Origin of the sequence: Massilia sp. YIM B02769 (genome assembly GCF_030411995.1) — a bacterium.
Lineage (GTDB): Bacteria > Pseudomonadota > Gammaproteobacteria > Burkholderiales > Burkholderiaceae_D > Telluria.
Genome location: NZ_JASNRC010000001.1, coordinates 153644 through 175833 on the forward strand (window position 1 = coordinate 153644; position 22190 = coordinate 175833).

The window sequence follows — 22190 nt, forward strand, 5'->3', positions numbered from 1 at the left end:
TCACGACCGCTCCAGCACCCCATCCAACCCATACAAATTGGCCAGCGCATCGATATTCGCCGGCACATTGATGAACGTGAGCTTTTGCCCCGCATCGCGCGCGCGGCGCTGCCAGGCCAGCAGCAGGGCCACGCCCGAGGAATCGGCGGCGCGCACGCCGCCGAGGTCGAACACGGTCTCGCCGGCGCGGATCGCGGCGATGCCCTGCTCCAGGGCCGCATCGGCGGTCTCGAAAGTCAGGGCGTCGAGTGACAACATGGGATTTGCTTCGGCCATTATTTCTTCGGCGTGTTCAGCGGCTTGCTGGCCAGCTGCTTGTTGCGTTCGGCCAGGCGGTTGATCAGGCCGTCGATGCCGGACTTGTTGATCTCGGCGGTGAAGGTGCCCTTATAGGTTTCCACCAGCCAGGCGCCCAGCACGTTGATGTCGTAGATCTTCCAGCCGCCATCACCCTTGGCCAGGCGATAGTTCAGGGTGATCGGCTCGCCGCGCGACACGTTCACCTGCGAACGCACTTCGACGTCGGTGTCGCCAGGGCTCGAGCGCATCGGCTTGAACTCGACGGTTTCATTCTTGATCGTCGACAGCGCGCCCGAGTAGGTGTAGACCAGCAGCGTGCGGAATTCTTCCGACAGGCGCTTTTGCTGTTCCGGGGTGGCCTGGCGCCAGAAGCGGCCGGCTGCCTGGGCGGTCATTTTCTCGGCATCCACGTACGGCAGGATCTTCGAGTTGACCAGGTCCATGATCTTGTTGCGGTTACCGGCCTGGATGTCCTTGTCGGACTTCACGGTGTCGATGACGTCGGCGCTGATGCGCTTGACCAGCACGTCCGGTGCTTCGTTGGTGGCAGGCGCCGGTGCAGCGATGACGCTGGTGGCAAACGCAACGGAAGCAACGGTGGCGATGAGGTGGGCGATGGGTTTCATGGGCTCTCTCTTTTCTGTTCGTTGTAGGCTCCGGCTGGGGCGCCGCGTCAAGCGGGGCGACAGCCGGTTCCATGGGTACTTGCTCAGTTATTACTGCGCAGTCATGACTGCGCAGTGATTACTGCGTCTTCGCGGGCGTTTCCGCCGCGGCAGGCTCGGCCGGCGCCGGCGATGCCGGCAGCGGCACCACCTGGCTGCTCGAGGTCGGCGCTTCGTCGCCGTCGTCTTCAGCCGCGGTACGCGGCACGTTGCCGTCGTACACCTGGCTCTGGCGGCGCTGCAGGTAGCCGTCGCGCAGGAACTCGTAACGGTCGAGCGCGGCTTCTTCCAGCAGGTTCGATGCATCCAGCAGCGAAGCACGCTGGTCGATCACACGGATACCGCTGCCGATGTTGCGCCAGTTGTGCGGATCCTTGTATTTCCATGGATCGCCCCAGCGGTCCGCCGGCAAGGCGCTGGTGTCACGGATCGTAGATGGGCCCAACAGCGGCAACATCAAGAACGGACCCGACGGCACACCCCAATAACCGAGGGTCTGGCCGAAGTCTTCGTTGTGCTTCTGCAAACCGGCTTCCGAGGCGATGTCGAGCAGGCCGAGGATGCCGAAGGTCGAGTTCAGCGCCACGCGGGTGACGTCGGTCATGCCGGCTTCGCCCTTGCCTTGCAGCAGGTTGTTGACGGCGCTCCAGGCATCCGACAGGTTGCCGAAGAAGTTGCCGACGCCGGTCTGCACGAAGCCCGGGGTCACGTTCTTGTAGCCAGTAGCAACCGGCTTCAGGACCGTGCGGTCGACCGTGTCGTTGAAGGCGAAGCTCGCCCGGTTAAATTTCTCGAACGGATCCTGCGGGTTGGCCGAAGTGGCGCAGCCCGACAGCACGGCGCAGGCGGCCACAGCCAGTGCCAGGCCACTCAGTCGTGGCAGGGTGCTCATCTTATTGCTTTTCATTCACTGCCATCCTTTCCTTCGGCGGCCTTGCTGTAGATGAACTGGTTGATCAGGTCTTCCAGCACGGTGGCCGATTGCGTACGGTTGATTCGATCGCCGTCGACGAGGTTCTTGGTGTCGCCGCCCGGTTCGATGCCAATGTATTGCTCGCCCAGCAACCCTGCGGTCAAAATCTTGAGCGACGAATCTTTCGGGAACTGATAGTTTTCGTCCAGATCCAGGCTGACATTCGCCTGGAACGTTTTATCGTCGAAGCTGATGTCGCCGACGCGACCCACCACGACACCGGCGCTCTTGACTGGCGCCTGTGGTTTCAAGCCACCGATGTTGTCGAATTTCCCCGTCACGACATAGGTGTCGGTGAAGGAAAGCGAACTCATGTTACCGGCCTGGAGAGCCAGGAACAGGACAGCGGCCGCGCCCAGCAGGACAAACAGGCCGACCCAGACGTCGATGATTTTACGGTGCATAGTAATTCCTAGTAGTCAGGCCATCTGTGCGCGGCCAAACGAAACGATTCTTATTTGTTGAGTTGTTTACAGCTTATTTTTACTGCGTGAACATCAGCGCGGTCATCACGAAGTCCAGGCCCAGCACCAGCAGCGACGCGATCACGACGGTGCGGGTGGTGGCGCGCGCCACGTCGGCCGGGGTCGGCTTGGCGTTGAAACCCTGGAACAGCGCAGTGAAGGTCACGGCGATACCGAACACGAAGCTCTTGATAATGCTGCTGACCACGTCACGGTTGACATCGACGCCGGCCTGCATCTGCGACCAGAACGCGCCTTCGTCGAGGCTGAGCAATTTCACGGCCACGAGGTAGCTGCCTACGATACCGACCGCCGAGAACACGGCGGCCAGCACCGGCATGGCAATGACGCCGCCCCAGAAGCGCGGCGCGAGGACGCGCTGGATCGGGTTGACTGCCATCATTTCCATGGCCGACAGCTGCTCGCCCGCCTTCATCAGGCCGATCTCGGCCGTGAGCGAGGTACCGGCACGGCCCGCGAACAGCAGTGCGGTGACCACCGGGCCGAGTTCGCGGATCAGCGACAGGGCCGTCAGCGAACCGAGCTTTTCCTCGGCGCCAAACTGGATCAGGTTGACGTAGAACTGCAGGCCCAGCACCAGGCCGACGAACAGGCCGGAGACGATGGTGATGACCAGCGAGTAATTGCCGATGAAGTGGACTTGCTCGGAAATCAGCGACGGACGGCGGAAGGCGCCCGGCGAAAAACGCAGCAGATTGAAAAAGGCGCGCGTAGCGAAGCCCAGGGCTTCGACGCCTTCGCGCGCGGTGCGGCCAGCCGCTTCCAGGAAACGGATCATCGCTTCGCTCCCAGTCCCAGGTCGTCGGCCAGCGTCTTGCCGGGATAATGGAAGGGCACCGGGCCATCCGGTTCGGCGTTCACGAACTGCTTCACGTAAGGATCGGTCGAGACGCGCAGCTCTTCGGGCGTGCCTTCGGCCACGATTTTGCCGGCCGACATGAAGTACACGTAGTCGGCGATGGCAAAGGTTTCCTTCACGTCGTGCGAAACCAGGATCGAGGTCGAACCGAGCGCATCGTTCAGGTTGCGGATCAGGTTGGCGGTGACGCCCATCGAGATCGGGTCGAGGCCGGCGAAGGGCTCGTCGTACATGATGAGTTCGGGGTCGAGCGCGATCGCGCGCGCGACGGCGACGCGGCGCGCCATGCCGCCGGAAATCTCGCCCGGCTTCAGCTTATGGGCGTTGCGCAGGCCGACGGCATTCAGCTTCATCAGGACCAGGTCGCGGATCAGTTCTTCGGACAAATCGGTGTGTTCGCGCAGCGGAAAGGCGACGTTGTCGAAGATGCTGAGGTCGGTAAACAGGGCGCCGAACTGGAACAGCATGCCCATGCGGCGGCGCAGGCGATAAAGACCGTCCGTGCGCAGCTCGTGCACGACCTCGCCGCCGACCCGCACCTGGCCGCGCTGCGGACGGATTTGTCCGCCGATCAGGCGCAGCACGGTGGTCTTGCCGCAGCCGGACCCGCCCATGACGGCAATAAGCTTGCCGCGCGGGAAGTCCATGCGCAGGTTCGACAGGATCTTGCGTTCGCCGTAGCCGAACTCCAGATCGCGTATTTCTACAAGGTTAGACACAGGGGGTAATTGGTTTTGGGGAATCCCGTATTGTAGTGCAGAAACGGCAACCGCTGCTTGAGGCCCCTCGGTTTCCACCGGACTTGCGACGTGCAATTACAACACAAATAACCCAAAAGTCAGCTATTTAATGTTGTAAGTAATTGTTTTTCCTAAGATATGCATATACAACAACATTTCGATTAGTTGTTGCACATCAACATTTTCCAAAGGCAGCGAGTTTTGATCGGGATGGCTGACCTCACTCGTCCAGACTCTGCTGACCGTTATGGTGGCGAAATCGATATGTTCAACGGGCACTGTAGAAACACTTCATCCTTGGGCCTGCGCAATGCCGAAAAAATTCCTTAAGGAAATAATAGTTACGCTTAGTCATTAAGCGCTGCTACACCAGGTCGGTGTGGTAACACTATATTCGGGAGTTTCTCATGCGTCATCAGCGTGTTGTCCTGCTTGCCCTTGCCCTGTTCAGCGCCGCTTCCGCCCAGGCGGCTTCCCTGTCCACCGAACCGGCATTCCAGCGTCTTACAGTGGAACAACTTTATACGGTCCAAGGCGACTATCAGCTGTCCAACGGACATCGCATCACGCTTACCGAATCCAATGGCCGGCTGTATGCCATGCTCGGCAAACGTGACCGGCGCGAACTGTTGGCGACCGGCGAACATTCCTTCAGCACGCGTGATCGTACGCTGAACCTGCGCTTCGAGCCGAACGCCGACAGCGACCAGATCGTGTTGACAGGTGCCGACAGCACAGACCGCTCGCTGGCCCAGGCCTTCAGCGATGCCCAACGCAATCTACAGGCCTCCTTGTCGATGCACCGTCAGCGCTGAGCAAAGCCGGCTGTCCGGTTCATTCGACGTTTTCAGTCACAAAGCAAAAAGGCACAGCGCAAGCTGTGCCTTTGTCCATCCAGGATTGAACGCTTGGTCAGCGCGGCAGGACCGACGAACCCATCAGGAATTCGTCGACCGCGCGTGCGCACTGGCGCCCTTCGCGGATCGCCCACACCACCAGCGATTGACCGCGGCGCATGTCACCGGCAACAAAGACCTTCGGCACCGAGGTTTGATAAGCGCTTTCGCCCTCGACGGTTGCCTTGGTATTGCCGCGGGCATCTTTCTGCACGCCGAAGGCATCCAGCACCTGCTGCACCGGCGACACGAAGCCCATGGCCAGGAAGACCAGGTCGGCCTTCAGTTCGAATTCCGAGTCCGGCACTTCGGTCATCTTGCCGTCTTTCCACTCGACGTGGCAGGCGACCAGTTTTTCCAGCTTGCCGTTCTTGCCTTCGAAGCGCTTGGTGGCCACCGCAAAATCGCGCTCGCAGCCTTCCTCGTGCGAGGACGAGGTGCGCAATTTCGTCGGCCAGTAAGGCCAGACCAGGGGTTTGTTCTCCTGTTCCGGCGGCATCGGCATCAGTTCGAACTGGGTGATCGATTCGGCGCCGTGACGGTTCGAGGTGCCGACGCAGTCGGAACCGGTGTCGCCGCCGCCGATGACGACCACGTGCTTGCCGGTGGCCTTGATTTGATCCTTCAGTTTGTCGCCGGCGTTCACGCGGTTTTGCTGGGGCAGGAAGTCCATCGCGAAATGGACGCCCTTGAGCTCGCGGCCCGGCACCGGCAGGTCGCGCGGCTGCTCGGCGCCGCCGGCCATGACCACGGCGTCGAATTCGGCAGCCAGGTCTTCGGGGAAGATGGTGTCGCGCGCCATGTTGCTGACGGCGGCCGGGAAGTCCTTGCCGATCAGGACGCCCGTGCGGAAGGTGACGCCCTCGGCTTGCATCTGTTCCACGCGGCGGTCGATCAGGGTCTTTTCCATCTTGAAGTCGGGGATGCCGTAGCGCAGCAGGCCGCCGATGCGGTCGCTCTTCTCGAAGACGGTGACGTCGTGGCCGGCGCGCGCCAGTTGCTGGGCGGCGGCCAGGCCGGCGGGGCCGGAGCCGACCACGGCGACCTTCTTGCCGGTTTTATGCGCAGGTGGCTGCGGCACGACCCAGCCGTGTTCCCAGGCGGTGTCGGCGATCTTGCGCTCGATCGACTTGATGCCGACCGGGTCGTTGTTGATGTTCAGGGTGCACGAGGCTTCGCAGGGGGCGGGGCAGATGCGGCCGGTGACTTCCGGGAAGTTGTTGGTCGAGTGCAGGTTGTCGATGGCGCCGCGGTAGTTGCCGTGGTAGACCAGGTCGTTCCAGTCGGGGATCTGGTTGTTGACCGGGCAGCCGGTGTTGCAGAAGGGGATGCCGCAGTCCATGCAGCGTGCGCCTTGTACCTTGGCTTCGGGGTCGCTCAGGGTGAGGACGAATTCCTTGTAGTGCTTGATGCGGGCGGCGGGGTCGAGGTAGTGCTCTTCCTGCCGTTGAAATTCCATGAAGCCGGTGATTTTGCCCATGTTGCTTATCCTTTTGTTGGTGCCTTGATCGGCTCCGTTTTCTTGCGCGACACAGCACGCTCTGGTTGAACGCGTGGGCACGGGGCGCCCACCCTACGGTATCCAGCGTTTGTTGAACGCGTGGACGGCGAAGCCGTCCACCCTACGAATTACGTATGCGTTGCGCTCAAGCCGCGAGTTCGATCTTGTCGTTGGCTTCTTCCATGCTGCTGTTGTGCATTTCTTCGAGGGCGCGCTTGTAGTCGGTCGGGAAGACCTTCACGAACTTGGCGCGGCTGGTGGCCCAGTCGTCGAGCAGGTTGCGCGCGCGCGTGGAACCCGTGTGCTTGAAGTGGCGCTCGATCAGGCGGCGCAGGATGACTTCGTCCGACTCACGCTCGCCGTTGCGGGTCTGGCTGTGCCAGCCGGAAACGTCGCCCTGCTCTTTCGTCGACACCACGCGCTCGAGGTTCACCATGGTCGTGTTGCAGCGGCTCTCGAATTCGTTCTTCGGATCGTAGACATAGGCCACGCCGCCCGACATGCCGGCTGCGAAGTTGCGGCCGGTTTCGCCCAGCACCACGACGGTGCCGCCGGTCATGTATTCGCAGCCGTGGTCGCCCAGGCCTTCCACCACGGTCACGGCGCCCGAGTTGCGCACCGCGAAGCGTTCGCCGGCCACGCCGTTGAAGAAGGCTTCGCCGGCAATCGCGCCGTACAGCACCGTGTTGCCGACGATGATGTTGTCGACTGCCCAGCCGCGGAACTCGGTGTTCGGACGCACGATGATGCGCCCGCCCGACAAGCCCTTGCCGACGTAGTCGTTGCCCTCGCCCACCAGGTCGATCGTGATGCCGGCGGCCAGGAAGGCGGCGGCAGACTGGCCGGCCGTGCCCTGCAGCTGGATGTGGATGGTGTCGTCCGGCAACCCGGCGTGACCATAGCGCTTGGCGACTTCGCCCGACAGCATGGCGCCAACCGTGCGGTTGACGTTCTTCACCGGCGAGATGAAGGAGACGCGCTCGCCCTTTTCCAGCGCCTGCTTGGCCTGCGCGATCAGCTTGTGGTCGAGCGCGCGGTCGAGGCCGTGGTCTTGCCCGTCGGTGTGGTACAGGTTGGCGCGGGCATCGGTCTTCGGCTGGTAGAAGATGTTCGTGAAGTCCAGGCCCTGCGCCTTCCAGTGCGACACGGCTTTCGATTTATCCAGCAAATCGGCACGGCCGATCAGTTCGTCATAGGTACGGATGCCGAGCTGGGCCATGAGCTGGCGTGCTTCTTCGGCAACGAAGAAGAAATAGTTCACCACGTGTTCCGGCTTGCCCTGGAACTTGGCGCGCAGCACCGGGTCCTGGGTGGCAACGCCGACCGGGCAAGTGTTCAAATGGCACTTGCGCATCATGATGCAGCCTTCGACCACCAGCGGCGCCGTGGCGAAACCGATCTCGTCCGCGCCGAGCATGGCGGCAATCACCACGTCGCGGCCGGTCTTCATCTGGCCGTCGGCCTGCACGCGGATGCGGCTGCGCAAGCCGTTCAGCACCAGGGTTTGCTGGGTTTCCGCCAGGCCGAGTTCCCACGGCGTGCCGGCATGCTTCACCGACGACAGCGGCGAAGCGCCGGTACCGCCGTCGTGGCCGGCCACCACCACGTGGTCGGCCTTGGCTTTCGAGACGCCTGCGGCGACGGTGCCGATACCGACTTCCGAGACCAGCTTCACCGAGATCGAGGCATTCGGATTCGCATTCTTCAGGTCGTGGATCAATTGCGCCAGGTCTTCGATCGAATAGATGTCGTGGTGCGGCGGCGGAGAAATGAGGCCCACGCCCGGCACCGAGAAGCGCAGCGAGGCAATGTATTCCGACACCTTGTGGCCCGGCAGCTGACCGCCCTCGCCCGGCTTTGCGCCCTGCGCCATCTTGATCTGGATCTGGTCGGCCGCGTTCAGGTATTCGGCGGTGACGCCGAAGCGGCCGGAAGCCACCTGCTTGATCTTCGAGCGCAGCGAGTCGCCCTCTTCCAATGGAATGTCGACGGCCACGCGATCCGAACCCAGCACCGAGGCCAGGGTTTCGCCCTTGCTGATCTTGATGCCCTTGAATTCGTTCAGGTAGCGCAGCGGATCTTCGCCGCCCTCGCCGGTGTTGCTCTTGCCGCCGATGCGGTTCATGGCAATCGCCAGCGTGGCGTGGGCTTCGGTCGAGATCGAGCCCAGCGACATGGCGCCGGTGACGAAGCGCTTGACGATTTCTTTCGCCGGCTCGACTTCGTCGATGGCAATCGCTTTCGCTGGATCGATCTTGAACTCGAACAGGCCGCGCAGGGTCAAATGGCGGCGCGTCTGCTCGTTGATGAGCTGGGCGTATTCTTTATAGGTGCTGAAGCTGTTGGCGCGGGTCGAGTGCTGCAGCTTGGCGATCGCATCCGGCGTCCACATGTGGTCTTCGCCGCGCACGCGGAAGGCGTATTCGCCGCCGGTGTCGAGGGCGTTGGCCAGCAGCGGATCGGCGCCGAAGGCCAGGTTGTGCAGGCGCAGCGCTTCTTCCGCCACTTCGAACAAGCCGATGCCTTCCACCGTCGACGAGGTACCACGGAAATATTTATCGACCAGCGACTTGTTCAGGCCAACGGCCTCGAAGATCTGCGCGCCGCAGTAGGACATGTAGGTGGAGATGCCCATCTTCGACATCACCTTCAGCAAGCCCTTGCCGATGGCCTTGGTGTAGTTGTACATGGCGGTATCGGGCGCCATTTCGTGCGGCAGGTGCTGGGCCAAATCGGCCAGGGTTTCCAGCGCCAGGTAAGGGTGGACGGCTTCCGCGCCATAACCGGCAAGCAAGGCGAAGTGGTGGGTTTCGCGGGCCGAGCCGGTTTCCACCACCAGGCCAGTCGAGGCGCGCAGGCCGCGCATCACCAGGTGCTGGTGGATGGTGGAAGTGGCCAGCAGCGCCGGAATCGCGACCATGTCGCCGGACAAGGCGCGGTCGGAGACGATCAGGATGTTGTGGCCGGATTTGACCGCGTCCACGGCTTCGGCGCACAGCGAGGCCAGCGAAGCTTCGATGCCTTCCTTGCCCCAGGCGACCGGATAGCAGATGTTCAGTTCGTAGGACTTGAACTTGCCGCCGGTATGGATGCTGATGTTGCGCAGGCGCGCCATGTCGTTGAAGCCGAGCACGGGCTGCGACACTTCCAGGCGCATCGGCGGATTCACGTTGTTCGTGTCGAGCAAATTCGGTTTCGGCCCGATGAAGGACACCAGCGACATGACCATGCTTTCGCGGATCGGGTCGATCGGCGGATTGGTCACTTGCGCAAACAATTGTTTGAAGTAGTTATACAAAGGTTTGAGCTTGTTCGACATCACCGCCAGCGGCGAGTCGTTGCCCATGGAACCGGTCGCTTCCTCGGCCAGCACGGCCATCGGCGCCATCAGGAATTTCAGGTCTTCCTGGGTGTAGCCAAAGGCTTGCTGGCGGTCCAGCAGCGTAACCGCCGCTTTCTCGCCCTGGGCCGGCGTATCCTTGACGCGGTGCTGGGCCAGCTGCGATTCGCTCAGCTTGATTTCGTTCAGCTTGATGCGCACCGACTTGATCCACGCCTTGTACGGCTTGGCGTTCGAATAGGTGTCCTTCAGCTCCTTGTCGTCGATGATGCGCCCTGCTTCCAGGTCGATCAGGAACATCTTGCCCGGCTGCAGGCGCCATTTCTTGACGATGCGCGATTCCGGAATCGGCAGCACGCCGGATTCCGAGGCCATGACGACCAGGTCGTCTTCGGTCACCACATAGCGCGCCGGACGCAGGCCGTTGCGGTCCAGGGTGCCGCCGATGTGGCGGCCGTCGGTAAAGGCCATCGCCGCCGGGCCGTCCCAGGGTTCCATCATGGCCGCGTGGTATTCGTAGAAGGCCTTGCGGTTGTCGTCCATCGAGGTATGGTTTTCCCAAGCCTCGGGGATCATCATCATCATGGCCTGGGCGATCGGGTAGCCGGCCATCACCAGCAGCTCCAGGGCATTGTCGAAGCAGGCGGTGTCGGACTGGCCTTCATAGATCAGCGGGAACAGCTTGTTCAGGTCCTCGCCTAGCACGGCTGACTTCATCATGCCTTCGCGCGCGCGGGTCCAGTTGAAGTTGCCCTTCACGGTGTTGATCTCGCCGTTGTGGGCGATCAGGCGGTAGGGGTGGGCCAGCGGCCATTCCGGGAAAGTATTCGTCGAGAAGCGCTGGTGCACCAGGGCCAGTGCCGACACGCAGCGCGGGTCTTGCAGGTCCTTGAAGTAGACGCCGACCTGGTCCGCCAGCAGCAGGCCCTTGTAGACGATGGTGCGCGCCGACATCGACGGCACGAAGAATTCCTTGCCGTGCAGGAGTTTCAGCGCCTGGATCGCGTGGCCCGACGACTTGCGGATCACGTACAGTTTGCGCTCGAGGGCGTCGGTGACCATGATGTCCGGCCCGCGGCCGATGAAGATCTGGCGGATCACCGGTTCCTTGGCGCGCACGGTGGGTGACATCGGCATGGTCTCGTCGACCGGCACGTTGCGCCAGCCCAGCACGACCTGGCCTTCGATGCGCACGGCGCGCTCGATTTCCTGTTCGCAGGCGATGCGCGAGGCGTGTTCCTTCGGCAGGAAAACCATGCCGACGCCGTATTCGCCGGGCGGCGGCAGTTCGACGCCCTGCTTCGCCATCTCGTCGCGGAAATACTGGTCGGGAATCTGGATCAGGATGCCGGCGCCATCGCCCATCAGGGCATCGGCGCCCACCGCGCCTCGGTGGTCCAGGTTCTTCAGGATCATCAAGCCCTGGTCGATGATGGAATGGCTTTTGTTGCCCTTGATATGGGCGATGAAACCGACGCCGCAGGCATCGTGTTCATTGGCGGGATCGTACAAACCTTGGGCAATCATACTCGGCTCTCCACAACTTTTTCAGGGGGTGAAGGCCGAGAATAGTGCAATGCAGCAGACGCATCAAGCAGAACAATTAGGGTCGGAGTCGAATTAACCGCTGACTTCACCTTCCAATTTTTAATTGGGGACAGGTCTAACAAGTGATTATCGGGTCGTTGTCGGGCGATCTTTATTTGAATGGATGGCTTTCTTGCGACAGGAAATTGCCGCTGCCGATTTTTTGATCAGTCCGCTGAAACCTGTGCAGACTGCTTGGCAGGACGGCCCCGCTTGGCCGGCAGGATGCGGCGCCCGCTCTTCTGTTCGAGTGCTATCTTGAAGGCTTGCGTGCCCAGCGGCTGCCCTTTCTGGACGCTATTGGCGATCAGCGCCAGCTCGTCAGGCGCGATGCCCTGCTGTACCAGGTCGGTGTAAGCGGCTTCGCGCTGGAAGGGCGTGTTGCCGAGTGCCCAGAACAGGGCATGGTCGGTGATCACCGTGTCGGGACGCAGGCCGGCGTGGTGGGGATAGCTCGACCAGGCGTACTGGCCGGCCTCCACGGCCTGGCCCGCGCGCACCGGCGCCAGCTCGATGAAACGGCTGCACATCAGGAAATGGCGGTCGGTATCGACCACGGCGGTGCGGAAGCGGCCCTCGAACAAGCCGCCGGCGCGGGCGTACTTGGCGTTGTACCAGGGAACGTAGAGGCGGCCGATCTTTTGCATCATGGCGGCCAGGCTGTCTTCGTCGGGCGGAGTGGCCAGCAGGTGCAGGTGGGTCGGCAGCAGGGCGTAGGCGTGGATGGCCACCTTGTAGAAGCGCGACGCTTCCTTCAGCCAGCCGAGGAATCTGGCATAGTCCTCGTCGTCGCGGAAGATCTGTTGCGGGTCGTTGGCGCGCTGGAGGATGTGATGGGGTTGCTTGGGGAGGATGAGGCGGGGTTGGCGGGCCATGGCGGGGGCAGAAACGGTTTCAGATGACGTATTCTAGCTCCCCGGCACTGCTCTGTCCCTATTTATAATGCCAAGCCTGGAAATCGTGACCGACTCTGTCCCCGTAGGGTGGGTACTTGTACCCACCATGCAGAAGGTGCGGATTGACACCGTTTCCAAGAACAGAGCGCCTGCGCTTTTGTAGGGTGGACACCTGTGTCCACGCAGTGCAATGCTTCCGTCTCGAAAATGCGTTTCCACCTTTCCACGCCGTACCGCGTGGACTCAGGAGTCCACCCTACAAAACTGGTGGGTTCCAGAACCCACCCTACCATCAGGCCAGGGTAAATCCAGCCGACAAGCTGTATCCTTCACCATACGCACTGCGCAGCGGCAAATCCTGCCCCAGCCCGGTACGCGCCTTCTTGCGCAAGCGATACACCAGCATATCCACGCGCCGGCTCGCATCCGGATCGTCGCCGCCCATGCCGGCGACGATGGTCGCGCGCGGCACCGGCCGGGTGTTGATCGTCAACAGGTGCAGGAAATTGAATTCCTTTTCGGTCAAGTCGATCACCTTGCCGCCCAGCTCGAGCTGGCGGGCACTGACGCGCAGGGTCCACTTGCTCGGCAGCGGCGCCGGTTCGCTCGGGCGCACGCGGCGGCCCAGCGCTTCGATGTGGGCGGCCAGTTCGGGGAACTTGATCGGCTTGGTCAGGTAGTGATCCGCCCCCAGCTGCAGGCCGAGGATACGGTTGTCGAAGGCGACCCGGCCGGTCAGCACCAGCAGCCCGATCTCGGGATACAGCTGGCGCATGCGCGGAATGACCGTGAAACCGTCTTCGTCGGGCAGGCCCAGGTCGAGCACCACCACGGCGGCTGGGGTGCGCGTGAGCGCCGCCCACATGTCGCTGGCGGAGGTGGCAACCGTGACGTCATGGTCGAGTTCGCGCAGGAAATCGGCCATGTCGCCGGCGTAGTCGCCGTTGTCTTCAACAATCAGTATCTGTGTCATGGTGGGCCACGTTCTTGGTTTTACTGGTGCCTGCCTGTCGCGGCAGGGGCGTCCGCCGCCGGCGCAGCGTGATCGCTACTCGCCTGCGGCCGTAGTGGCGCTTTCCCGGCGCCGGCCACCGGCAGCCAGATGCGGAATTCGGCGCCGCCCGCAGCTGGCGACACCAGGCTGAGCACGCCGCCATGGACTTCGACGATCGAGCGCGCCATGTACAGCCCCAGGCCGCTGCCCGGCAGGCCGTCGGCATTGCGGCCGCGGAAAAATTTCTCAAAAATGCGCGCCTGCTCGTCGAGCGGCACGCCGGCGCCATGGTCGCGCACCGCCAGTTCGATGCCGCTGGCCGCCAGGCGGCCGCGCAGCAGGATCGGCGTGGTCTCGGGCGAAAACGCCACCGCATTGTCGACCAGGATCTTCAGCGCCAGGCGCATGCCGTCGGGTTCGCAGCGCAGCATGTCCGGCAATTCGCCGACCTCGACGCTAACCACGCGGCCGGCGGCGCGCACCAGGCCGGCGGCTTCGTCGAGCAGCTCGCGCGGCGCGACCGAGGTGGGCTTGCGTTCGCCGCCGATCTCGGCCATGCGGTCCGGCGACAGGTAGTCGTCGAGCATGGCGATCAGGCGGTCGGTGGCCAGCGCGATCTTGCGGTAGCGCTGGCGGGTGGCGTCGTCGGCGTCCTGGCAGGTTGCTTCCAGGCGCTGGACGGCGCCGTCGATGGTCGACAGGGGCGTGCGGAATTCATGGTTCAGCATGCTGGCGAAGCGCTTGCGCTCGGCTTCACGCTGGCGCCGCGGCGACAAGTCGCGCACCTGGCCGACCAGCGTGACCGGCTCGCCGCCGGCGTCGCAGACCAGGGCCGACAGCACCTCCACCGGCACCAGGTAGCCGTGGGCGCCGCGCAATTCGGTTTCGCGGACCAGGCGCAGGCGGCTGCGGTCGCCGTTGCGCAGGCGCCGCACCCGTTCCGGCATGCCGGCGCACAGGGCAGCCAGGGCACTGCCGGCATCGCCGAGCTGGGCGGCAATGTCGGCCGGACTATAGCCGAGCAATTGTTCGATGGAAGGGCTGACGTACAGCAGGGCGCAGCTGGCGCAATCGATGCTGAATGCGATGTCGCCGCCGATTTCGGCGATGACGCGGAACTGCTCGGCCAGTTCCGCACCGGCCGTGCCGGAGGGGAGAAGGCTGGCGCTGCAATTCATCACATAACACCTGATTAAAAGTTGAGCTAGGGAAAGGACCCCAGCCAGGAAGTATATCGCCGCCGGTACTTGTTTGTATAGCTGAGTGTTGCAGCCCTATTCATTAACTAAAATTGCCATATCTACAAACTGCTTAAATGTTGTTAAATAAACAGGCTGATATGCCAAATCCTATTCGCTTTGCATACTTTTACACTGTGCAGATGTCAGCACGATGAAATACACGGTCATTTGCCCCGCAACACAGCGGCAGAACAAATAAAAACGCCCGCTGGCGCGCGGGCGCGGCAAGTCACCGTGTGGTTTATTGCTCGTCGAGCGGCGCAAAGATCGCTTGCAGGTCTTCCTGGGTGAGCGCCATCTTTTGCGATTCGCCTTCGGCCAGGATCGACTGCGCCAGTTCCGACTTCTTCTGCTGCAGTTGCTGGATCTTTTCTTCCAGCGTGCCTTTGGCAATCAACTTGTACACGAACACCGGCTTGTCCTGGCCGATACGCCAGGCGCGATCGGTGGCTTGCGCCTCGGCCGCCGGATTCCACCACGGATCGTAGTGGATGACGGTATCGGCCGCGGTCAGGTTCAGGCCAACGCCCCCAGCCTTCAGGCTGATCAGGAAGATCGGCACCGCACCTTGCTGGAAGGCGGCCACCTGGGCCGAGCGGTCGCGCGTTTCGCCGGTGAGGATGGCGTAGCGGATGCCGCGCGCCGCCAGTTCTTCCTCGATCAGGCCGAGCATGCTGGTGAACTGCGAGAACACCAGGATCTTGCGGCCTTCTTCCAATAAATCGTCGACCATCTGCATCAGGTCGGTCAACTTGGCGGACACGGCGGCCGTATTCTTCTTCGACGGCATGGACTTCACCAGGCGCGGGTCGCAGCAGACTTGCCGCAGTTTCAGCAGCGCTTCCAGGATCACGATCTGGCTGCGCGCCACGCCCTTGCGATCGATTTCCTCGCGCACTTTCTTGTCCATCGCCAGGCGCACGGTCTCGTAGAGGTCGCGCTGCGGGCCGCTGATCTCGATGCGGCGCACCACCTCGGTCTTTTCCGGCAGTTCCTTCGCCACATTGTCTTTGGTACGACGCAGCAGGAAAGGACGGATGCGGCGGTTCAGCAGCGCGCGGCGCACCGGGTCGTCCTGACGTTCGATCGGGTGGCGGAACTGGGTATTGAAGGTTTTTTCCTCGCCCAGCAGGCCCGGCAGCAGGAAGTGGAATTGCGACCAGAGTTCGCCCAGGTGGTTTTCCAGCGGGGTGCCGGTCAGGCACAGGCGGTGGCGCGCATTCAGTGAACCGGCCGTCTGCGCCGCCTTCGAGCGCGTGTTCTTAATGTAGTGCGATTCGTCGAGGATCACCAGGTGGTACTCGTGCTCGCGCAGCTTTTCCTCGTCGCGCGGCAGCAGGGCGTAGGTGGTCAGCACGATGTCGGCCTGCTCGATCTGGTCGAACATGTCCATGCGTTCCTTACCTTGCAGCAGCAGCACCTTCAGGCTCGGAGCGAAGCGCGCGGCTTCTTCCTGCCAGTTGGTCATCAGGCTGGTTGGCGCGATGACCAGGGCCGGGCGGGTCAGGCGGCCGGCTTCCTTTTCGGTCAGGATGTGGGCCAGGGTCTGCACGGTTTTACCGAGACCCATGTCGTCGGCCAGGATGCCGGCCAGGTCGTATTCGCGCAGGAACTGCATCCAGGACAGGCCGTCGAGCTGGTAGTCGCGCAGGGTGGCTTGCAGGCCGGCCGGGGCCGCGACCTTTTTCACGGCGCCGAACTGGCTCAGCTTGCGGCCGGTTTCGCGCAGCTGCTCGCCGCCGAACCAGCGCATCTCCACGCTGCGCGCCAGTTCTTCCAGGCGGCTGGCGTCGAGCGTCGACAGGCGCACGCGCCCCTTGATCTTGTCGTTGAAATACAACTCGCCGAGCGTGGACAGGATGGGCTTGACGCGGTTCCACGGCAGGGCCACCCGCACGCCTTCCGGCAGGGTCGCCAGCATCTGGTCGGCTTCGCCATGGGCGGCCAGCACGGCCGGGTCGAAGTCCATCGGCGCGTTGCGAATCAGCTGCACCAGCACCGGCAGCAGCGGTACGCGCTTGCGGTTGACCACGATGCCCAGTTCCAGCTCGAACCAGGCCTTGCCTGCTTCCTCGGGCTCGTCGATCTCGGCATACCAGTCTTCCACCGGGACCACGTCGTAGCGGTATTTGTTCGACTTTTGCAGGTGCCAGCCGGCATCCGACAGGGCGTCGAGGTCGTTCTCGGCAAAGCGCAGCCAGTGCGCCTGGCTATCGAGCTGCAGCGCGCCGGCCACGCCCGACAGCGGGGTGGTGGCGGGCTTGCGGAAGCCGAGTTCGGTCAGTTTATCCAGGGCCGCGGCTTCCGCATCGGCATTGCGCTCGATGATCTCGGTAACGTCGCCGATCTGGCGTACCACGCGCTGGGCCGGATCGAAGGAGACGCGCTGGCCATCGTAGTCGAAGGAGAGCACGGCGAAGTCCTGCCAGCGCTGGGTGCCGGTATCGGCCAGGGCCACGGAGTCGAGCAGCAGGAAGGGTTGCGGCGCGACGTCGGTGCGCAGGCGCTGGGTCAGCGGCTGCGGCAGCGGCATCAAGGCTTGCAGGCCATGGGCCAGCAGCAGTTGCGACACGCGTTTTTTATCGTTGCCGGTGAGGATGGGCGCCTGGGCGACCAGGGCTTGCAGCTCGGCCAGCGAAATATCCACGCCACCACGGTTCAGTTCCAGCGGGCCGCAGGACAGGTTGTCGATGTACCAGGGCGGATCGGTTGGCAGCATGTAGTCGATCAGGTCGGCGCCCGGGTGATTCGCGCCATTCGCCGGCTCCACCGACCAGCCCAGCTTGGCCGCACGGCCTTCGTCGCGCCAGGCCAGGTTGGCCTGGCGGGTCGGACCGGCTTGCAGCGGATAGACCAGACCGTTCGACATGTCTTGCCAGGAATTGGCCCACAGCAGTTTGCCCTGTTTCAGCAGCATCTCGAGCAGGATGGCGCCGACCTTGCCTTTGGGCTCGGTAGCGCTGGTGCTTTGCGAAGCGCCGCTACGCATGGCGATGAAGAAGCGCACCAGGTCTTCGTCTTCACCTTCCAGGTAGGCCGGTGGAGCCGACAGCAGGGAGAACACCTCGTTCACCGGGCTGGCGGCGGCGACTTCGCCGTTCGGACGCAGGCGCGCCTTGCACAGGCAGATGGCCACGTGGCGGCCGCCGCTGGTCGGGGCCATGACGTAGACAAATTTGTACTGGACAGCTTTGGGATCGGCGACTTCGACGACCAGCTTCGGTTGCGGATGGGCGGCTGCTTCGACCCGTTGCAGCCATGTTGTCACGGGTGCAGGCAAGGCAGGAGCGCGTGCCGGCGTCGCACGCGGCGCGGGGGCGTCGCTTGCGTGTTCGCGTGGGTAATCAACTGTGTGCATGGGTCGCTGGGTGGTGTGTGAAAAAGAACAACAAACGACATTATCTCTCATACGGACGGTTCAGTTTTGTTCGGAATCGCACGTAGTCTGGAAATCTTTACATTATGAAATTTTAAGAATCTTTATTCCAACACTCTGCGGTCGTACCGGGGGCCTGTCGCTGTGGCACGCTGATTCGCTGGAAGTCGAGCGCCGGGGTGCTGGATGGCGTATGCACATGCAGTAAGCCGAGCGGGCTTTGGTTTGGAAAAGCTCAACCGGACCGCTTGTGGGATGCGGTTCTTCGCAGCCGGCGAAGGGTAGGCTCTGCCTGTTGCTGCGACGGTTGGCTGATGCTGATGGATCTTTCCATCGTTGAAACCAACTGCGCAAAAGGCTGAACCGTCTTGGCGGTCAATCAGCAGACAGCGGCGGTAAAAGCGATCATCAAAACCAAACGAGCCCTTAGACCCTACAAGACAAAAAGAAGTAATCTCGGTGGAAATTCGGTTGTCTTTCCTTAAACGGATGCCATTCAAAATCAGGCACGACTTACCTAATCACTATTTACCAAGCCGTTTTACAAGTGATAATTTTGCCAGGAAACAGAAACATTGCTCATAGGTTTACAACTTGTTAATGTCAGCTTGCTGAACTCTTGTTTGAGCGGCATCGCTAAAGAATTGGACAGGATAAGTTTAACTTCCCCGGACGAATATCCTATGCCCTGTTCGTCCAACACGACTGCTGGCACAGGGTTTCCTTTTGCGTACAAAACCGCTTTGACGCATCCTTTCGCGAAATGGTTATTGAACCATTCACGCGATCCATGAATAGTTATTTCTGAAGCTGGTAGCATTGATGTAACATCAATCTGGATTGAAGCGTTAGAGGTAATTGCTGAAATCGGCCTCTGCAGCTGAAAATCATTGATTCCCGCGTTGATGTCGGTAGGCGACTCACCAATATAGGTAACGCTGCCGAAAAACAAAATCGAAAAGAGCTTGAGCATAAGAGATTTAGGTATTTTTAGAATCGCATCTGAGAAACGGATAATCAGCAATCGGAATGCAATGATAAGTGGTCGAACATAAGGGCATACTCATGAATGCTCGCCAGTAATTCTATTACATTGTTTTCAACCGGTCTTGATGTTGGAAAGTGTTCGCCAAACTGCAAACAGTCGTCTACCGAGCACGTCTAACATTTATTTCATGGTTATTCTGTCGAGGCGCGTGGTTGCGATCAGATCGCGTGCAAGACAGATTGGTCAAGCTCCGCTATCGCAGCCTATTCTGCCCTGTCAAAAGACGTGGTAGGCCAGGAGCATGCTTCATTGCCGCAACCTTGAACTATCAGGCATCCCACGAATCCGAGCAAGATCAGATACTTCATTCAATGTTCCTTGGATAACGGATGAACGGCTGAGTAATGCAACAACTATGGCGGATTGACAAAAACATCCATAGGAGGGATTCGTTCTCTCTATCTGGCCAGCCGATCCAGACTGAACCGTTTTGCGAACGATCCATGCCATGTGCTCAGGAACAGAAGGACGAAAAAAACCGTCCAGGCGATGAAGAATGGCCAAACGTTGAATAGAAAGACCGAAAGATAGGTACTCGGCAGGCACGCCAGCATGAACCATAGAAACGACGCCATACGCAGACTGGTATGCAATCTCACCCGCCAGCACTCGCCACATACTTTGCATCGCAAACTGGCTTCCAGTAGTCCGGCGCGGAATATTGAACGCGATGAAAAGCTCCCGACCCCGCATTTGCCGCAAGATTTTTTCATGAAGTCGCTCCAGGTTTTTCACCTCAGCAAATACAATCGCTGTACATCGATTGTCCCGATACTTGGATTAATAGTAAAGCAATATCATACCGATGACTGCAAGGCCAAGCTTCCCAAACCAGGACGCATGTCAGCTTGGCTTTCCCTTGCATGTCAAGACTGGCGCATTCCCTGCGTTTGCGTATCATTGCCGCCTGACCCACGGATTCCTGCACCATGCTGCCCTCCATCGAACAACGCCTCGCCACTGAACTTGCCGCCAAGCCGGCCCAGGTTGCCGCCGCCATCGCCCTGCTCGACGAGGGCGCGACCGTTCCCTTCATCGCGCGCTACCGCAAGGAAGCCACCGGCGGCCTCGACGACATCCAGTTGCGCCTGCTGGAAGAACGCCTGCGCTACCTGCGCGAGCTGGAAGACCGGCGCGCGGCGATCATCGAGTCGATCACCGAACAGAACAAGATGACGCCGGCCCTGCTGGAATCGATTGCGCTGGCCGAAGACAAGACCCGCCTCGAAGACCTGTATTTGCCGTACAAGCAGAAGCGCCGCACCAAGGCCCAGATCGCGGTGGAAGCCGGCCTGGCGCCGCTGGCCGATACGCTCCTGGCCGATCCTTCGCAGAACCCGGAAGACGTGGCGGCGCAATACCTGCGCGAGGCCTTCAGCAATGCCGACGGCGTGAACAACCCGGGCGTGCCCGATACCAAGGCGGCCCTGGACGGCGCGCGCCAGATCCTGATGGAGCGCTTCGCCGAAGACGCGACCTTGCTGCAATCGCTGCGCGAATACGTGCAGGAGCACGGTGTGGTCGATTCCAAGGTGGTCGACGGCAAGCAGGACGAAGGCGAAAAATTCGCCGACTATTTCGATTACTCCGAGCCGCTGGCGAATGTGCCGTCGCACCGCGCGCTGGCCCTGATGCGCGGCCGCCGCGAAGGCATCCTCGACGTCACCCTGCGCCTGGACACCGAAGCCGAGAAACCGAAGTGGGATGCACCGCACAACCCGTGCGAGTCGCGCATCGCCGCGCGCTTCGGCATCAAGGGCCAGGGCCGTCCGGCCGACAAGTGGCTGCTCGACACCGCGCGCTGGACCTGGCGCGTGAAGAGCTTCATGTACATCGAGACGGAACTCATGGGCGCCCTGCGCGAGAAGGCCGAGGTCGATGCGATCGGCGTCTTTGCACGCAACCTGAAAGCGCTGCTGCTGGCGGCGCCGGCCGGCCAGCGCGCCACCATGGGCCTGGACCCGGGTCTGCGCACCGGCGTCAAGGTGGCCGTGGTCGACGCCACCGGCAAGGTGGTCGATACCGCCACCATTTATCCGCACCAGCCGCGCAACGACTGGGACGGCTCGCTGCACGTGCTGGGCCAGCTGGCGGCCAAGCACAATGTTTCCCTGATCTCGATCGGCAACGGCACCGCCTCGCGCGAGACCGACAAGCTGGCGCAGGACCTGATCAAGGCGCGTCCGGAACTCAAGCTGACCAAGATCGTGGTCTCGGAAGCCGGCGCGTCGGTGTACTCGGCTTCCGAATTCGCCTCGCGCGAACTGCCGGACCTGGACGTGTCGATCCGCGGCGCGGTATCGATCGCGCGCCGCCTGCAAGACCCGCTGGCCGAACTGGTCAAGATCGATCCGAAGTCGATCGGCGTCGGCCAGTACCAGCACGACGTGTCGCAGACCCAGTTGGCGCGCTCGCTGGATGCCGTGGTCGAGGATTGTGTGAACGCGGTGGGTGTGGACGTGAACACGGCCTCGGCGCCGCTGCTGGCGCGCGTCTCGGGCTTGTCGTCGAGCGTGGCGCAGAGCATCGTCAGCTACCGCGACATGCAGGGCGCGTTTGCCTCGCGTGCGGCGCTGAAAAAGGTGCCGCGCTTGGGCGAGAAGACCTTCGAGCAGGCGGCGGGCTTCCTGCGCGTGATCGGCGGCGACAATCCGCTGGATGCATCGGCGGTGCACCCGGAGTCTTATCCGGTGGTGCAGAAGATCCTGGGCGACGTCGGGCGCGAGATGAAGGCGGTGATCGGCGATACGTCCCTGATCAAGACCCTGAATCCGGCCAAATATGCGGATGACAAATTCGGCGTGCCGACCGTGACCGACATCCTGAAGGAACTGGAAAAGCCGGGCCGCGACCCGCGTCCGGAGTTCACCACCGCCACCTTCAAGGAAGGCGTGGAAGAGATCAGCGACCTGCGTCCGGACATGATCCTGGAAGGCGTGGTCACCAACGTGGCGGCGTTCGGCGCCTTTGTCGACATCGGCGTGCACCAGGATGGGCTGGTGCACATCTCGGCGCTGTCGAATACCTTCGTGAAGGACCCGCACACGGTGGTCAAGGCCGGGCAGGTGGTGAAGGTGAAGGTGCTGGAAGTCGATCCGAAACGCAAGCGCATCGCCCTGACCATGCGCCTGTCGGACAGCGCGCCGGCAGCCGGTTCGCAGCCGCAGCAGCGCGGCGACCGCGACGACCGCAAGCGCGTGGCCCAGCACCAGAACCGCCAGGAACGCACGGCGCCGGCAGCTGGCAACAATGCGATGGCGGCGGCATTCGCCAAGCTGAAGAAGTAAGC

At 61.9% G+C, this 22190-nt stretch carries 16 protein-coding genes; 2 read left to right on the forward strand and 14 right to left on the reverse strand.

Going from position 1 to position 22190, the window contains the following annotated elements:
* The 6 genes from QPK31_RS00720 to QPK31_RS00745 all read right to left on the reverse strand — a co-directional run bounded on the left by QPK31_RS00720 (position 1) and on the right by QPK31_RS00745 (position 4001).
* Positions 1 to 258: a lipid asymmetry maintenance protein MlaB gene (locus QPK31_RS00720; protein WP_229436427.1), complete on the reverse strand. Its 258-nt coding sequence runs from the start codon at positions 256 to 258 to the stop codon at positions 1 to 3.
* A 17-nt stretch (positions 259 to 275) separates the two neighbouring features.
* Positions 276 to 926 (reverse strand): phospholipid-binding protein MlaC, encoded by a 651-nt coding sequence (locus tag QPK31_RS00725; protein WP_290421026.1) that lies wholly within the window; start codon positions 924 to 926, stop codon positions 276 to 278.
* A gap of 118 nt (positions 927 to 1044) precedes the next feature.
* Positions 1045 to 1872 (reverse strand): VacJ family lipoprotein, encoded by an 828-nt coding sequence (locus QPK31_RS00730; protein WP_290421027.1) that lies wholly within the window; start codon positions 1870 to 1872, stop codon positions 1045 to 1047.
* Positions 1869 to 2342, reverse strand: a complete 474-nt coding sequence (gene mlaD, locus QPK31_RS00735; RefSeq protein WP_290421028.1) for an outer membrane lipid asymmetry maintenance protein MlaD — start codon at positions 2340 to 2342, stop codon at positions 1869 to 1871. Before mlaD ends, QPK31_RS00730 begins: the two co-directional genes overlap by 4 nt.
* A 79-nt stretch (positions 2343 to 2421) precedes the next feature.
* Positions 2422 to 3201, reverse strand: a complete 780-nt coding sequence (mlaE, locus tag QPK31_RS00740) for a lipid asymmetry maintenance ABC transporter permease subunit MlaE (RefSeq protein ID WP_290421029.1) — start codon at positions 3199 to 3201, stop codon at positions 2422 to 2424.
* The gene (locus QPK31_RS00745) at positions 3198 to 4001 is read right to left on the reverse strand and encodes an ABC transporter ATP-binding protein (protein ID WP_290421030.1); all 804 of its coding nucleotides are present in this window, start codon (positions 3999 to 4001) and stop codon (positions 3198 to 3200) included. The genes mlaE and QPK31_RS00745 overlap by 4 nt, the downstream gene beginning before the upstream one ends.
* 428 nt (positions 4002 to 4429) lie before the next feature.
* On the opposite strand from QPK31_RS00745, the gene QPK31_RS00750 reads away from it, so the two are divergent.
* Positions 4430 to 4837, forward strand: coding sequence for a hypothetical protein (locus QPK31_RS00750; protein WP_290421031.1), 408 nt, complete (start codon positions 4430 to 4432; stop codon positions 4835 to 4837).
* Positions 4838 to 4934: 97 nt separating this feature from the next.
* Here QPK31_RS00750 and QPK31_RS00755 read toward each other — a convergent pair whose 3' ends face one another.
* The 8 genes from QPK31_RS00755 to QPK31_RS00790 all read right to left on the reverse strand — a co-directional run bounded on the left by QPK31_RS00755 (position 4935) and on the right by QPK31_RS00790 (position 19636).
* Positions 4935 to 6398 carry a glutamate synthase subunit beta gene (locus tag QPK31_RS00755; protein WP_290421032.1) on the reverse strand — a complete coding sequence of 488 codons (1464 nt, stop codon included), beginning with the start codon at positions 6396 to 6398 and terminating at the stop codon, positions 4935 to 4937.
* 166 nt (positions 6399 to 6564) lie between these two features.
* Entirely contained in the window at positions 6565 to 11286 is a 4722-nt protein-coding gene (locus QPK31_RS00760; protein WP_290421033.1) for a glutamate synthase-related protein, read from the reverse strand.
* A 227-nt stretch (positions 11287 to 11513) separates the two neighbouring features.
* Positions 11514 to 12221, reverse strand: a complete 708-nt coding sequence (locus QPK31_RS00765) for a transposase (RefSeq protein ID WP_290421034.1) — start codon at positions 12219 to 12221, stop codon at positions 11514 to 11516.
* A gap of 313 nt (positions 12222 to 12534) precedes the next feature.
* Positions 12535 to 13215: a response regulator transcription factor gene (locus tag QPK31_RS00770; RefSeq protein ID WP_290421035.1), complete on the reverse strand. Its 681-nt coding sequence runs from the start codon at positions 13213 to 13215 to the stop codon at positions 12535 to 12537.
* 20 nt (positions 13216 to 13235) lie between these two features.
* Complete coding sequence (locus QPK31_RS00775; protein ID WP_290421036.1) at positions 13236 to 14414, reverse strand: PAS domain-containing sensor histidine kinase; 1179 nt, start codon at positions 14412 to 14414, stop codon at positions 13236 to 13238.
* A 304-nt stretch (positions 14415 to 14718) separates the two neighbouring features.
* Positions 14719 to 17835 carry a DEAD/DEAH box helicase gene (locus tag QPK31_RS00780; protein WP_290421037.1) on the reverse strand — a complete coding sequence of 1039 codons (3117 nt, stop codon included), beginning with the start codon at positions 17833 to 17835 and terminating at the stop codon, positions 14719 to 14721.
* Between the two features lie 559 nt (positions 17836 to 18394).
* Complete coding sequence (locus tag QPK31_RS00785) at positions 18395 to 18826, reverse strand: hypothetical protein (protein WP_290421038.1); 432 nt, start codon at positions 18824 to 18826, stop codon at positions 18395 to 18397.
* Between the two features lie 321 nt (positions 18827 to 19147).
* A complete protein-coding gene (locus QPK31_RS00790) occupies positions 19148 to 19636 on the reverse strand; it encodes a hypothetical protein (RefSeq protein ID WP_290421039.1) in 489 nt (162 codons plus the stop codon).
* Between the two features lie 194 nt (positions 19637 to 19830).
* Here QPK31_RS00790 and QPK31_RS00795 point away from each other — a divergent pair, with 194 nt between their 5' ends.
* A complete protein-coding gene (locus QPK31_RS00795; RefSeq protein ID WP_290421040.1) occupies positions 19831 to 22188 on the forward strand; it encodes a Tex family protein in 2358 nt (785 codons plus the stop codon).
* Positions 22189 to 22190: the final 2 nt, after the last annotated feature.

Coding starts and splice junctions, on each gene's coding strand:
- QPK31_RS00720 (WP_229436427.1), bottom strand. CDS start 258: ATGTTGTCACTCGACGCCCTGACTTTCGAGACCGCCGATGCGGCCCTG.
- QPK31_RS00725 (WP_290421026.1), bottom strand. CDS start 926: ATGAAACCCATCGCCCACCTCATCGCCACCGTTGCTTCCGTTGCGTTT.
- QPK31_RS00730 (WP_290421027.1), bottom strand. CDS start 1,872: ATGAAAAGCAATAAGATGAGCACCCTGCCACGACTGAGTGGCCTGGCA.
- mlaD (WP_290421028.1), bottom strand. CDS start 2,342: ATGCACCGTAAAATCATCGACGTCTGGGTCGGCCTGTTTGTCCTGCTG.
- mlaE (WP_290421029.1), bottom strand. CDS start 3,201: ATGATCCGTTTCCTGGAAGCGGCTGGCCGCACCGCGCGCGAAGGCGTC.
- QPK31_RS00750 (WP_290421031.1), top strand. CDS start 4,430: ATGCGTCATCAGCGTGTTGTCCTGCTTGCCCTTGCCCTGTTCAGCGCC.
- QPK31_RS00755 (WP_290421032.1), bottom strand. CDS start 6,398: ATGGGCAAAATCACCGGCTTCATGGAATTTCAACGGCAGGAAGAGCAC.
- QPK31_RS00760 (WP_290421033.1), bottom strand. CDS start 11,286: ATGATTGCCCAAGGTTTGTACGATCCCGCCAATGAACACGATGCCTGC.
- QPK31_RS00765 (WP_290421034.1), bottom strand. CDS start 12,221: ATGGCCCGCCAACCCCGCCTCATCCTCCCCAAGCAACCCCATCACATC.
- QPK31_RS00770 (WP_290421035.1), bottom strand. CDS start 13,215: ATGACACAGATACTGATTGTTGAAGACAACGGCGACTACGCCGGCGAC.
- QPK31_RS00775 (WP_290421036.1), bottom strand. CDS start 14,414: ATGAATTGCAGCGCCAGCCTTCTCCCCTCCGGCACGGCCGGTGCGGAA.
- QPK31_RS00780 (WP_290421037.1), bottom strand. CDS start 17,835: ATGCACACAGTTGATTACCCACGCGAACACGCAAGCGACGCCCCCGCG.
- QPK31_RS00785 (WP_290421038.1), bottom strand. CDS start 18,826: ATGCTCAAGCTCTTTTCGATTTTGTTTTTCGGCAGCGTTACCTATATT.
- QPK31_RS00795 (WP_290421040.1), top strand. CDS start 19,831: ATGCTGCCCTCCATCGAACAACGCCTCGCCACTGAACTTGCCGCCAAG.